The sequence below is a fragment of the Microbacterium sp. NPDC089320 genome (assembly GCF_040684875.1).
Classification (GTDB): Bacteria; Actinomycetota; Actinomycetes; order Actinomycetales; family Microbacteriaceae; genus Microbacterium.
The window spans coordinates 52806-66813 of the sequence record NZ_JBFBGY010000005.1; the positions used below are offsets into that span (position 1 = coordinate 52806).

Here is a 14008-nt window from a genome sequence, read left to right on the forward strand (position 1 = left end):
AGGGAGCAGGCATAGGGCAACCGTATTCGTCTCTGGCACCTGCGCTGTGCAGGGCGGTGGGAAGCAGGGGGTCGTCATCGCGGCGGGGTCATCCGGCCGGATCAGCAGGGTCGGCAGGGTCGGCGGGGTCTTCGGGCTCGGGCTCGGGCTGCGTGCACAGCGGCAGTCGATGGGTGATCGGCTTGAGCGCCGCGAAAGCGTTCGTCCAGGTGATCCGCGCGTCGACGACGGAGACACCGTCGACGATGCTCGGGGTCAGGATGTACGAGTACGAGCCGCGCGCGGCGCCGCTGACGGCGAACATGTCGTCCGGATTGACCGGCACGCACTTCTGGAACTGCACCGCGACCGTCGTCGGCGCCGTCCTCGGGGTGATCTCGACGGGATCGGAGCAGAAGTCCGTCAGGACGGCGTGGCATGAGCGGGCCGAGACCGGGAGGGGCGATGCGTCGGTGGTCAGCTGGAAGTCGGGCCGCCGCGATCCGTACATGTAGTACTGCGTCACGAACCCGTCCCTCGCGGAGATGTTCGGCGCCGACTCGAGTCCGTAGGTGTAGCGGTTCCCCTCACGGGATGGCTGGGTCGCCACCGTGTAGGTCGCATTGCCCTTGGGGCCCTCGACCGAGGTGAACGTGAACACCTGCGTCGTGGCGGACTCGGCGACGCCGAAGCCGTTCGACGCACACGCCTTGACGTTGTAGGTCGAATACTCGGCGAGCTTGGTGAGCGTGGGTGAGGAGGATTGCGCCTCGGCGCCCGAGACCTGCAGGCGACCGTTGCCGTCAGCGGTGCAGCTGGCGTTGCCGGAGCGCCACGCCAGATAGACCACATCGACGCCTTCGGCGCTGCCGTTGGGCTGCGCAGCCACTCCCGAGACGGTGATCGAGGTGTTGGACGCCGCACTCGCCTGGGTTCCCGAGGGATCGAAGAACACCGTTCCTGCGGCCGTGACCGACGTGCGGTACGCGCCGCCCTCGTTGCCGCCGTCGCCGGTCGGCGGCTGGAACTGGCTGATCGGGACGATCGTGATGTTCTGCGGTCCCGGCGACAGCGCGATCTCGGCCGACGTCGTGGCACCCGTGCGGTTGATGACCTGCCCGGTCTCCTCGATGCGGAACGCGAGCGAGTCATCCGACGCGGCGACCGCCAGCGCGACGATTCCGCGTCCGCGTTCGGTGCTGCCGGGGCGGTAGACCGGGGTCGCCGTCGCGTTCGACACCTCGGGGGCGGCATACGCCCAGCTGGTGTGCGGTGACGTCGCCGCCGATGTCCCGACCGCGTTGACCGCCGCTGCGGTGAAGACGTGCGGCGCTCCGTTGACGAGTCCGTTCACCGTGCAGCGGTAGACGCCTCCGGTCGGACTGCACGACGCGTTCGCCGGCGATCCGTCCTGCAGGATGGTCACTCCGGTGACGCCGGGGTGCGCGCGTCCGGCCTCTCCGAGCGGCACGTCGAGCACCACCGTCGAGCGGGTGAAGCCGACGGTCGTGACACTCGCGGGGGCCTGTGGGAAGCCCTGCAGATCCAGAGTCAGTGTTCCCGTGCCGGTGCGACCCTGTGCGTCCGACACCACGAACGAGATGATGCACTGTCCGCCCGGAGCCTGTCCCCCACCCGGCCAGCTCGCCGTGATCGACGTGCTCCCAGAGGTCGAGATCGACGCGACGTCGCAGCGGGTGCCCCCGCCGAGGGACATCAGTCGGAGGCCCGACCCCGGCTTGCCTGCGAAGGGGTCGTACTCCCCCGCGACGTCGACGACATCGATCGTGCAGCTCGGGTCGGTCACGATGCACTGCGTCGTGAAGGTCGCGCCCCGCGGCGCGTCCGGCGGCGCGGCCCCGACGACCAGGCGGACGGATGCCGAGGGCTCGCCGTACTGCGGCACCGTGACGCTGACGTTCTCGGTGTTGCCGGGCCGCGCGTCCGCCCGCGCCTCGATGGTGAGCTGAGGCCCGTTGCGCGTGACGATGAACGCCGAGCCCGAATAGACGATTCGGTAATCGAGGGATCCGACGTCACCCTCGCGGCCGCCTTCCCATGCGGCCATGTTCGCGTACATGTCGACCGTCTCGGTGGTTCCGGGAGCGATCGTGTGCGAGATCGACGAGAGAAGCAGCTGCGGCTCCGCCGGGCGGATGCTGATCGGCACGTCGATGAACGACCAGCGCTCCTGGCCCTGCAGCCTCACCTGGACCAGGCAGGTGTCCGACCATGGCGCCTCGCGGCCGGCTCGGTAGGTCACGGTGCCCGGCCCTTCGGCGGAGCACGACGCGGCTGCCCGCTGCGCGGTGAACTGCCCGGAGCCCACCTCGATGGCATCCGAGGAGATCAGGTCGACGTACTCCGCCACCTCGAACGATGCCGAGGCGTCCTCGTCGACCACGACGGGGGTCGATGCGGGCTTGAGCTGGACCTGCATGTCATCGAAGGCGGGAATGCGCAGGAAGCCGTATGCGACCACGTCTCTGCCGCCCGAGCCCTTGCCCTTCAGCTGGAACGGAACGAGCGCTCCGTCTGCGGGGGCCGCGCCCACGATGCGGTCGCCCTGCACCGTGAACCCGGGCTGGTCGCCCCACAGACTCAGCGTGAGGGACGAGGTGTCACCCGAGGGCCAGCTGACGCGGTCGGTCACGACGTCGATGCCGCCGTCCGGGAGTTCCTCGCGATCACGCGCGGTGAGCACGGTGTCGGTGACGCTCGGCTGGTCGGCGACCGCGCCGTCGGTCACCGTGACGACGATGAGCCCCTGCGACGTGCTGGACGTGCGACTCGACCTGACCGTGTAGAAGTAGGAGTTCGTGCCGGCCGTGTCACCCGCGCGGAGTACGACCCGGCCGTCTTCCAGAGAGGTGTCGGGGTCGATCAGCGCGTTCAGACGGTCGTAGAGCGGATTCCCCTTCACGGGTGGCGCGTTCGGGACGAGTTCGGTGATCTCGAGCTCGCTCTGCGCGGGATCGAGGTCGTTGAGACGCGGGTCGAGGACGATCGGAGTGCTCGACCCGGCCTCGACGCGCACATAATCGCTGAAGGTCACAGGGGCTGCGTCGTCGATGTCCGCGTCGAGAACGCCGACGCGGACGGCGCCTGTCCCCTGCTCTCCCTGCGGGTCACGCACGGTGTAGCGGAAGCTGACCTGGCCGCCGTCGACCCCCGCGGCGGGCGCCCGATAGACGATCGCGTCTCCGTCGGCCGAGATCGTCGCCGTCCCCGCACCCTTCTGGGGCTGGTCGACGCCCGTGAGCACCACTCGATCGCCGTCGCTGTCCATGCCGGTCGAGGGCACGGGCAGTGACACGGTCTGGCCGCTGAGGACCCTGCCGGTCAGGGTCGACGGCGTCGGCGCGCGGTTGGTGCCCGGAGGAACCACCGTGACCGTCACGACGCCGTTGTCGGAGAGCGCCGGATTGCGTTCGAGCGAGACCGAGTACGAGAGCCGATATGTTCCTGGCGTCGTGGGGGCGAGGTAGCGCAGAGCGTTGCGGTCGGCGAAGACGAGCTCGCCGGATTCGCCCGAGCCGGTCACCTCGGGGAGCACCACCAAGGGCTCGCCTCGGGGTGCGACGTCGTTGGCCGTGACGTTGATGCGCGTGAGCGAGCCCGCACGCACGGTGATGGCGTCGGGGAAGACGATCGGCCGCGTCACCGTCGACGGCGGTGTGAGGAAGACCGTGACGGTTCCCTGCACTGCGGCGCCGGTGCCGTCGGCGACCGTCACGGTCGCCTTGCCGATCACCCCGGGCTCGCCGTCTTCCGTGGTGCCGTTCACCCGGATGCTCTCGCTGCCGACCACACGCACCCCGAGCTGCGGGGTCGAGCTCACGGCATCGGCCAGCATCAGCACCCGACCGCTCGTGTTCTGCACGGCGCGGAGAACATCGACCGTCGTGTCCTCGCCCTCTCGGACGAACGCGGTCAGCGGCGCCATCGCGAGGCCGGCGGATCCGTCGACCGCGGTGATGCGGATGACGGCCGACTGCTCGGCCTGGGTCGTGACGTCCTGGGCCGTGTACGTCACGACGTACTGCCCGGGTTCGGCCACGGTCATCTCGACGGTGCCGGATGCCGCGTTCGGGTTGACCTCGAGTCCCTGCGCGGTCGCCGCAGTCTGCACGGCGTCAACGAGGCGATAGGAACCGGAGCCGCCGGACAGGTGGTCCGAGATGCGCACCGACTGCAGCTCCCCGACACGCGCCGTGAGCGCGACCGGCGAGGCGACCAGGGCCGGGCTTCCGGTGACCTGCACGTCGAGGGTCTTCTCGGCGGTCGCACCGTGCACATCCTCGACGACCACGGTGACCGAGATCACGGCATCCGCGGCATTCGGGTCGGTGTGGCGGATCGCCACCCGTCCGTCGGCCATTGGCACGACCATGACGGGCGAGGAGGAATCGGTCTCGTAGGCGTCGCTGAGGACGAACGGATCGCCCTCGGGATCGACCCAGCCCGACAAAGCCGAGACGACGGTGCTGCCGCCCGGAAGGAGCTGCGGCGTCGGCCACTCCTGCTGGCAGGCATCGACGCCGCACCACACGGGCGCAGAGTTCGTCGCCTGGTCGACGACGGTCAGGGTCACGGTCGCCGGAGACGACACGGCGGCGCCGTCGGTGACCGCGTATGTGAAGCTCGCCTGCCCCGATCCCGCTGCGACGTTGACCACGAGCGACTGCCCGTTCGCGACGAGCGTCAGATCGCCGAACGCCGGGTCGAGCCCGCCCGCGACCGACTCGGGGTCGATCGACAGGACGTCCTTCTTGTTCGGATCGTGGTCGTTGAGCAGAACGGGCAGGATCACCTGCTCACCGGAGCGGACACCGAAGGCGTCGTCGACGGCGACCGGCGGCATCTGCTCGGCCACGTCTTCGACGATGATCGTGCCCTCCTGCTGCTCGGTGTCGTCTTCGATCGCCCACTGCTCGAGCGGGATGAGCACTCCGTCGGGGGCCGTCCAGATGAGTCCGGTGCCGATCTCGCTCAGCACCGCTCGATCGCCGTTCTCCTGGAACACCGGTTCGATCGTCGAGGAGTCGAGCGCCTCGTCCGGCACGCGCAGGGGAACCGTCTCGCCACCGACCCACAGGGTGCCCGCGCCCGTGTCGAGCCAGGCCGCATAGATCTCGTCGTCGACGACGACCGGCGTCGCCGGGACGCCCGATGCCTCAGCGACCCGCTCCGACTCGCCGGAGTCGAGGGCGACCGACACGAGGCCGTCGGAGTCGGCGATCGACACGTTCTCGCCGGACTCGGCACCCTGCTGCAGACGCGCGTCTTCGGCGACGTCGAGCTCCACCGGCTCGTCACGCCCCTGCAGCCACAGGTCGCCGGTGCCGGGCTGGAGCATTGCCCAGCGGTCGCCCACGATCGTGATGGTCAGGCCCTCGCCGGCATCCGGTGCCTGCGAGACGGACTCGGGATCGCCGAGGAACCGGTGCTCGTCGATGTCGAAGCGGCGGATCGCACCCTCGTCTGCCGAGAAGAGCACCAGCAGACCGTCAGGCGACAGCCCGATCGCATCCGCCGTGTATGTCGGCGGGTCCTCGCCCTCCTCGACCTCGACACCCGCGAAGGGGTCGACGAGAGCAGTGGCGGCGCCGGCATCGAGAGTGGTGACCGACACCTGGCCGGTGTCGGTGCGATAGGCCACGTATGCGCCGGCCGAGAGGATCTCCCGGGTGCCCGCCGGCGTCGGCTCAGACGCGATCGGCGTGCCCTCTTCGGACGCGTCCGAGAGCAGGTCGGCGGGGTTCGCGGGGTCGAGGTCCCACCGCTGCCTGTTGCCCTGGGCATAGATGACGGCCGCGGAGCCGCTCTGCCAGACGGCCTCGGGGTCGTCGACGGTGCGCACGGTGTCGATCTCGGCGAGTTCGGTGTTCACGCGGGCATATTGACCGCTGTCGCGCATGACCCAGACGGACGACTCGAGCCGGGGCACCTCCTGCGACTGATAGCCCTGGGCCGTGACGGCGAGCGTGAGCACCACCGCGAGAGCGGCGATGCCGGAGACAGCCGCGATCAGGCGGCCCCGCGATCGAGGGTTCGCCTCCCCGCGAGCGCGGTCGCCGATCGCCATCACAGGACTCCCGTGAGGAAGAGCACGCCGACGCCGACCGCTGCGAGGACGGCGGCTCCGATCAGCGCGCCGATCACGCCGGCGACGAGAGGCGAACGGGTCTTCGCACGAGCGGCGGGCAGCTCATCGCGGTCGCGCGGCATCGCCTGCTGTTTCGCAGCTCGCACGGCACGGCGCGAGTCGGGCGCGACGGTGGTGATGACCGGGCCGCGGGCGGCGGAGTCGGAGAAGCTGACGGGAGCCGCAGCGGCCCATTCAGCGGATGCCGCCTCGAACGCGGTCGGGTGCAGACCCAACTCGAACTGCGCCCAGCGCAGCCGATCGGCGAAGTCGGCCATGCTCGCGAATCGTCTGGACGGATCGCGGTGCATCGCGGTCGCGAAGATCTCGTCGATGATCGGCGGGATGCCGGCGATCGGCACCGCCGTGTAGCGCGCCTTGACGATGCGCTCGGTGAGCTGGTCACGGGAGTTGGATCCGCGGTCCGCCCGTTCGAACGGGCTTCGTCCGGCGAGGAGCGTGTACAGCGTGGCGCCGAGGCTCCAGATCTCGCTCGGGACGGACCCGGACACGCGTTCCTGCAGCACCTCGGGCGAGCTCCACGGCACCGACATCGCGATCGTCTCTCCGTCGCCCTCGTCGATCACCGCGGCTGCGATGCCGAAGTCGGCGAGCACGGGGGCTCCGAGGGAGTTGATGAGCACGTTCGACGGCTTGATGTCGCGATGCAGGAGTCCGGCCCGGTGCACGGTCTCGAGTGCGCCCGCCATGCGCACGCCCGTGTCGAGCACCTCGGCGAGCGGGAGCGGCGCCTTCTTGTAACGAGCGCTCATGGTGTCGGGGCAGTACTCCATCGCGAAGTACGGGCGGCCGTCGGCAGAGATGGACGCCTGATAGATGGTCACGATCGAGGGATGCGCACTGAGGCGTGCCGAGATGTCAGCCTCGACGTTGAACGTGCGGAGCACCTCGCGGTTCACGGCATCCGCGAGCAGCACCTTCACGGCGGCGACACGTCGCGGCATGTCCTGCTCGTAGAGGAAGACGTCAGCGAAGCCGCCTGATCCGAGCGGACGCACATAGCTGTACCCCGCCAAGGTCGGCGGTGTCGATGCCATGCGCGTGGCCACCCATGCTCCTCACGGTCGGTCGGGAGACCGCGCTCTGCATGAACCCTGCGCGCCGCGCCGGGCGATCCCCCCGATCACGAGTATATCGAGGGTGTCGATGATCCCGAAGGCGCGCTGTGCCGATGGCGAAGGTCAGGCGCGCCAGCATCCGACGACGTGGTCGTCGACCATGCCCGCCGACTGCATGAGCGCGTACATCGTCGTCGGCCCCACGAATCGGAACCCGCGACGACGCAGCTCCTTGCTCATCGCCGTCGACTCCGGCGTCACCGCCGGAACGTCGGCGAAGGACGCCGGCCGAGGCGCGGACGGCGGCGCGAACGACCACATCAGCTCGTCCAATTCGCCGTCGGCCATCGAGTTCACGACCCGGGCGTTGCCGATGGTCGCCTCGATCTTCGCCCTGTTGCGGATGATCCCCGCATCGGCCATGAGTCGGTCGACGTCGGATTCGTCGAACTCGGCGACCCGCTCGGGCTCGAACCCGGCGAAGACCTCGCGGAAACGCGGGCGCTTGCGCAGGATCGTGATCCACGAGAGACCCGCTTGGAAGCCCTCGAGCGCCATCTTCTCGAACAGTGCCCGGTCGCCGTGAAGCGGTGTGCCCCACTCTTCGTCGTGATAGCGGCGGTACTCGGCGTCGTCGCCCACCCATCCGCATCGGTCGCGGAGGTCGGGGCCGGCGATCAGTGACGTCATGAGACCACGTTATCCGCCACCACCGACAGGACCGGCGGGGCCCTTCACCAGGAGCGGACGAGCGCCTCCGTCCAGGTCCTCAGCGCGAACGAGAGCAGCACCGTGCCGCTGATCAGCACCACGAGTCCGCCGAGGATCGATGCGCTCCACCCGTGGATCGGAGTGAGGACGATGACGGCGATCAGCGCGGCGCCGATCGAGACGGCCCGCACCGACGCGAGCGGATCGCCGTCGTCCCCGGTGCGGCCCCGAACGACGAGCAGTGTGAGCAGATGCCACAGCGACGCCAGGAGGAGCGACAGCGCGCCGTATGCGGCGATCCATCCGACGAAGTAGAGCCCGGTGAGCGCCCATGCCGAGATCAGCGAGACCAGCATCGTCGCCTCGATCGCGAACACCACGCGCTCCGCGCGGGGCGACGCCCCGATCCGGCGGCGGGCGATCAGGAGCCCGGACCCGAGAGCGAGGCAGAGGAGCTGAGAAGTCCACGTTCCGTCGACCACCGTGCTCCCACCGCTGTTCCAGAGGATGCCGGCGCAGCCGATCACGGAGCCGACGTCGACCGCAGCGGTCGCCCCGACCTGCATCGCCGCCCCGGCGCGTCCCCGCGCTGATCGCGCGCGGGGCGTGGTCGCGGGCACGTCAGACATCGACCGAGACGGGGCCGGCGACGTGCACCTCCGCGTTGCGCCGTGTCTTGGCCCACCCGTTGCGGCCCAGTGCGACGCGAGCCATCGCCCGGGTGACCGAGATGAGGATGTACTGCACGAAGAAGACGAGCCCCACTCCCCACCCGACGGCCTGCAGCCAGGTCGACCCCGGTTCGCAGCGGAGCTTGTACAGCACGCCCCAGATGGCGAAGGGCCCGATCCCGAAGATCATCCCCAGCGCGACGAAGGCCCAGGCGTGATCGACGACTCCTGCCAGTGCCGCGGGATCCGTGACGATGGTCACGCCCTGGAAGACGAGCGTGAGGAGGATCACGACGAGGCCGACGATCTGCAGGAACGGGAGGAAGAGGTAGTAGAGGCACTCCAGCACGCCGGAGCTGTCGAAGTGTCGGGAACCGACGATCTCCCTGATGTACTTCACGCACTGGATGTTGCCCTGAGACCACCGCGTGCGCTGGGCGAGCAGACGCCGCAGACTCGGCAGCGCCTCCTGGGCGACGTAGGTCTCGTGCACCTGACGGTTCTCGTATCCCGCGAGGATCACGTGCAGACCCAGCTCGTAGTCCTCGAGGAGCGCGCCGTGCCACGGCGCGCCGTACCCCTCTCCGATCCGATCGAGCACAGACAGCCGGGTGAACTGTCCGTTGCCGCCGAGCCCGACGGTGCCGGTCCGCGACCGCAGCGACTGCATCGCGAGGATCACGGTGCGGAACTCCACATCCTGCATCCTGATCAGGTACCGGGCGAAGGCATTCGCCAGCCGTCCCCGCTCGGGATATGGCATGCGGTCGTCGCGGTTCTTCATCCACACGGTGATCTGTGCGGCCCCGACGACGGGATCGCCGAAGCAGTCGTCTGCGGCGACGGCGGCGAGCGCATTCGCAGCCATCTCGCCATCGGCGTCGACCACCGTCACGATGACGCGGTCGCGGTCCGCGTCGTCGGGCAGCCAGCTGTTCAGTGCGGCGTATGCGCTGTTCAGCGCATCGCCTTTGCCGGTCCGTGCGAGCGGTCGGCGACGTTGCACGAGGTGCACGTGCGGGTCTGCGTCAGCGTGCGCCTGGATGATCGCCGAGGTGTCGTCGTCGCTGTCGTCGTCGATCACCCACAGATGCGCATCGGGGAAGCGGTCGCGCTGACGCGCGATCGTGGTCGCGATGACGGCGGCCTCGTCGCGGCACGGGATGAAGATGTGCCACTCGAACCGGCGAGGATCGCCGGGGCTCTCCTTCTTGTGCCGGACGTACGGAATGAGGATGAACGTCATGTAGGCCAGGAACATCACGGTGAGGACGAGCGAGATCGATCCGAGGAGGGAGGGCATCAGGGGTCCTGTCGAGAGGGGAGGTCAGTGGGTCATCGCCGACGTCGGCGGACACCCGCGACCGCGATGAGGATGATCAGTCCGATCGCGAACCCCGCGATGCCGACCGCTGAGCCTGCGAAGCGATGTCCGAACTCGTACCCCGCGCCGAGGCCGCCCTGCAGGGTCGAGAACCCGATCAGTGCCAGGCGCACCTGGTTGACGATCACCATGACGGCGGCGGATGCGACGATGGCGCCGACCGCACGGGGCCGGCTCACTCGCGTCGACAGAGTGAAGCATGCTCCGAGGGCGAGCAGCGGGGCGATGAGGATGATCGCCGTGCATTCCGCAGTCACCTGGAATCCGACGAGATGGTTCTCGCTGATCCACAGCATGAAGACGTCGTCGGATGCTGCGGCTCCGCCGGGGATCCACGGATTCATCCACCATGCCGCGAGGCGGGCCTCGGCAGCGCGGACAGCCTCGGCCTGCACCAGCATCCAGACGATCCCTCCCGCGAGCGCGGAGGCGAGCAGAATGCGGGCGATCCGATCGAGCACGGGCCGATGGTCTGTCTCTTCGGGGTGGCGGTGCCGTCCGGTCGCGTGACGCGACGGGCTGGCGGGCAGGAGCGTGGTCATCGGTCTCTCTTCAGGATTCACAATCGGACAGAAGGTGTGGACGAGCGTGCGCTCGTCCACACCGTGTTCCCGCCGGAGGCCGGTGATCGTGGGGCGATCTGCTCGCACCGATGGGGAGATCGGGCGAGCCTCGGCAGGGCGGCGGGAGGGTTCGATCGACGAAGTGCCGATCGCAGGGGCGGAGTCGGCGACGGGGATCGCCGCACACGCCCGGTCATGGGTCGGTGCGCCGGATCAGGCGTCACCGGGGTCGTCGGCCGTGCGGCGAAGATACGAGTCGCGGATCATCAGCAGAGCGCCGGACGTCAGGCACACAGCCACGATGATGAGCGGCCACGTGGAGTCGCCGCCTGTCGCCGCGAGGGTGCCGCCGAGTGCGGTCCCGACGATGGGAGGGTTCGCTCCGTACATGTGGGCATCCTTTCTGTTCGCTGGTGGGTGGCGGGAGCCGCCGGCGGGCGGCACGGAGAGGCCACGCGACGAGGTGGATTCGCGGCAGCCTCGGGAGGCAGGACGGCAGGACGGCGGTCGGACGGATGCGCACCCTCGCGGGCAGGCGTCCGCCCGACCTCCCGCTCAGAGCGCGGCCCGTGCTGCGCGCCGGCGCTGCGCGCCGAACACGACTGCCGCGGCGGCGGCGAGAACCATGGCGGCTCCGCCGGCGAGCATCGGGTCGGCGACCGGCGCGGCGACGACGGTGAAGGTGAGCTCATCCGTGCTCGTGTCCGCACCGTCGTTCTGCACGGCGGTCACCGTGTAGGACTCCTCGGGCAGTTCTACGGTCGACTGCGCACTCCATGTTCCATCCGCGGCGACGATCGCGGTGGCGATCACGGCGTCGCCCTGTCCGCGCACCTCGACCGTCAGACCGGGCTCGCCGATGCCCGAGAAGACGGGCAGAAGACCCCCCGATGCCCCGTCGAGCACCACGGACGAGTGGCTCGCGGTGAGGCCGGACTTCAGCCATGGCGTGCCCGCGGTCGAGTACGGACGCAGGAGCAGCTTGCCTTCCGTGGTGCTCGAGCCGAGGGTGAGGCGGCGCGTCTCGAGGGGACGGTTGACGGCGTTCAGCGAGAACGACACACCGGTGGCGCTGCGCTCGGCGCTGAACAGCTGGCTCGCAGACCCGTTGCAGATCGCCGCGATCGGCTCCCCCTCTGCCGCGTAGTCGAGGCAGAGGCCGCCGCTGCTGATCGGGCCGGTCGCGCCCACGGCGGGGAGCAGGACGACGGCCGATCCCGACGCGCTCAGCGTCGGCTGCTGACCCAGCACGAAGCTGTCGAGCTTGAACGTGCTCTGCGCGAGAGTGCCGACGGCAGTGCCGGGCGTCTGCGCACTGGCGGGCGCGACGACGCCGAGCAGCGCGATGGCGCTGAGCGTTAACCCGGCCGTGATCGTCGTGGACTTCTTCATGGATGTTGCCTTTCGTGTGGCCCTTCCGCGCAGGGCGCGGTGAGCAGACGTATGCACGGATTCGTGCGTTCTTTCTTGGGGGAGGTACGGGAGGCCGTCACGCGGGAGTGGCAGCGGAGGATCCGAGCGCGAGGACGAGGTCGGCCGAGAGTGCGGCCAGCGCATCGCAGGCGGCACGAGCGTCGCCCCGTCGCAGCGCTTCCAGCGACTGATCCAGCAGGGCGCGACGCCGCGCACGACCGGGCGCGAGGTTCACGCCATGCCTGTGGGCGGTCTCGGGGACGACGAAGAGCCGGAGAGGTTGCACGTGATCGTGGACGATGCGGGCGCCGAGACGACAGAACTCGTGATCGATGAGCTGCGCCGCAAGGTCGAGATAGTCCGTGATCTCGCACCGGGAGCCCGACTGCGGCGGGCGCTCATTCGCTGTCCCCGTGCTCCGCTCGGTCGCGTCGGGCGATGACGGCGATGTCAGCGACGCGGGCGATGCCAGCGGCGCGGGCGATGTCGGCGACGCGGGCGGTGTCGGGGATGCGGGCGATGTCAGTGACTCCGACGACGCCAGCCGACCGATGATGCGCGCTCGCTCCGCCATGTCGCCCGCGGACCAGTGGGCGACGCGCGTGCCCGCGTTCGGTGAGACGCTAACCAACCGCATGTCAGCCAGGCGCTGCAGAGCCTCTCGCACCGGAGTGCGCGATACCGACCAGCTGCGCGCGAGCAGATCCAGACGCAGGCGATGACCGGCCGGGAGGCGGCCGCTGATGATCTCCTCCAGCAGACGCTCGTAGGCGAGACCGCTCAGCAGTTGCGGCCGCAGCTGCTCTCCCAGGGGACCCATCGGCATGATCGCGCCTTTCTCGGCTATCTAACATATTGGATGATTAGAGGATGACATACTTATCGCGTAACCACAAATCACCTAATATTTCAGGAGCAGCATGCAGACCAGGGACATCGCGATCGTGCTCGGTACCCGCCCCGAGATCATCAAGCTCGCGCCGCTGATCCGAGAGCTCGGCAGCCGCGCGCTCGTGATCCACACGGGCCAGCACTACGACCGAGAGCTGTCGGGCCAGTTCCTCGAGCAGTTCGGCATCGGTGAGCCGGATGTCGTCCTGGATGGCGTCGGTGGCGCGCATCGCGGCACGCAGATCGCCACCGCCATGGGTGCGCTCTCCGCTCTCTTCGCGGCCGAGGCGCCGAAGGTCGTCATCGTGCAGGGAGACACGAATGCGGTGTCCGCCGGCGCGCAGGCGGCGAACTACGCCGGCATCCCGGTCATCCATGTCGAGGCGGGCCTGCGCTCTCGCGACCGAGCGATGCCGGAGGAGCTGAACCGGCTCGTGGTCGGCGCCCTCGCCGATATCCACTGCGCGGCCACCGAGCACAATGCCGAGAACCTGCGTCGAGAAGGGATCCCCGATGAGCGCATCGCGGTGACCGGCAACACCATCGTCGAGGCGACAAGGCAGTCGCTCTCGCACCGCCGCTCCACGCCGACCCGGTTCTTCCCCCATGGGCGAGTGCCCGAGCGCTTCGTCCTCGCAACGATCCATCGCCCCGAGAACACCGATACGCGCGAATCACTGGCCCGGGTACTCACGGGCCTCGGCGACATCGACGCTCCTGTGCTGCTGCTCGCCCATCCGCGTACCCGCGCGGCGATCACGCGTTTCGGTCTCGATGGCCTGCTGGATCGGCTGCTCGTCGCCGAATCGGCAGATCATCAGGAGTTCCTCGCCCTCGCGACGCGGGCCGACCTGCTGGTGTCCGATTCCGGCGGGCTGCAGGAGGAGTGCACCGTGATCGGGAGGCCGTTGCTCGTGGTGCGGCGCAGTACCGAGCGGCCCGAGTCGATCGATGCGGGTTTCGCAGAGCTCATCACGCCCGACCGCGACATCGCTGCAGCAGCGAACCGCCTCCTCGCTGACGGACCCCGAGACCTCTCCGATCGGCCGTGCCCCTACGGCGATGGCCGTGCGAGCGCGCGGATCGCCCGCATCGCCCTGGGCATCGCCGACCGGGCAGGCGCGGCTGGCGCGACAGGAGCCTGACGTTCGACGCCGGGCTGCAGTGGG

10 protein-coding genes are annotated in these 14008 nt (G+C 69.4%); 1 reads left to right on the forward strand and 9 read right to left on the reverse strand.

Annotated elements, in window-relative coordinates:
* Nucleotides 1-88 precede the first annotated feature (88 nt).
* From AB0N61_RS14335 to AB0N61_RS14375, 9 genes are all read right to left on the reverse strand, one after another.
* Entirely contained in the window at nt 89-6067 is a 5979-nt protein-coding gene (locus AB0N61_RS14335; RefSeq protein WP_363365020.1) for an Ig-like domain-containing protein, read from the reverse strand.
* On the reverse strand, nt 6067-7197 hold the full coding sequence (locus tag AB0N61_RS14340) for a serine/threonine-protein kinase (protein ID WP_363365021.1): 1131 nt from the start codon (nt 7195-7197) through the stop codon (nt 6067-6069). Before AB0N61_RS14340 ends, AB0N61_RS14335 begins: the two co-directional genes overlap by 1 nt.
* Before the next feature lie 132 nt (nt 7198-7329).
* Nucleotides 7330-7896 (reverse strand): DNA-3-methyladenine glycosylase I, encoded by a 567-nt coding sequence (locus tag AB0N61_RS14345; protein ID WP_167945369.1) that lies wholly within the window; start codon nt 7894-7896, stop codon nt 7330-7332.
* Between the two features lie 44 nt (nt 7897-7940).
* The gene (locus AB0N61_RS14350; RefSeq protein ID WP_363365022.1) at nt 7941-8546 is read right to left on the reverse strand and encodes a hypothetical protein; all 606 of its coding nucleotides are present in this window, start codon (nt 8544-8546) and stop codon (nt 7941-7943) included.
* Complete coding sequence (locus AB0N61_RS14355; RefSeq protein ID WP_363365023.1) at nt 8539-9891, reverse strand: glycosyltransferase; 1353 nt, start codon at nt 9889-9891, stop codon at nt 8539-8541. The genes AB0N61_RS14350 and AB0N61_RS14355 overlap by 8 nt, the downstream gene beginning before the upstream one ends.
* 32 nt (nt 9892-9923) lie before the next feature.
* Entirely contained in the window at nt 9924-10514 is a 591-nt protein-coding gene (locus AB0N61_RS14360; RefSeq protein ID WP_363365024.1) for an exosortase/archaeosortase family protein, read from the reverse strand.
* 234 nt (nt 10515-10748) lie between these two features.
* Nucleotides 10749-10925 (reverse strand): LPXTG cell wall anchor domain-containing protein, encoded by a 177-nt coding sequence (locus tag AB0N61_RS14365; RefSeq protein WP_363365025.1) that lies wholly within the window; start codon nt 10923-10925, stop codon nt 10749-10751.
* 165 nt (nt 10926-11090) lie between these two features.
* The gene (locus AB0N61_RS14370; RefSeq protein ID WP_363365026.1) at nt 11091-11927 is read right to left on the reverse strand and encodes an Ig-like domain-containing protein; all 837 of its coding nucleotides are present in this window, start codon (nt 11925-11927) and stop codon (nt 11091-11093) included.
* Nucleotides 11928-12024: 97 nt separating this feature from the next.
* Nucleotides 12025-12774: a GntR family transcriptional regulator gene (locus tag AB0N61_RS14375; protein WP_363365027.1), complete on the reverse strand. Its 750-nt coding sequence runs from the start codon at nt 12772-12774 to the stop codon at nt 12025-12027.
* A 94-nt stretch (nt 12775-12868) separates the two neighbouring features.
* Between AB0N61_RS14375 and wecB the strand changes: the two genes are divergently transcribed.
* Entirely contained in the window at nt 12869-13984 is a 1116-nt protein-coding gene (wecB, locus tag AB0N61_RS14380; RefSeq protein ID WP_363365028.1) for a UDP-N-acetylglucosamine 2-epimerase (non-hydrolyzing), read from the forward strand.
* Nucleotides 13985-14008 lie beyond the last annotated feature (24 nt).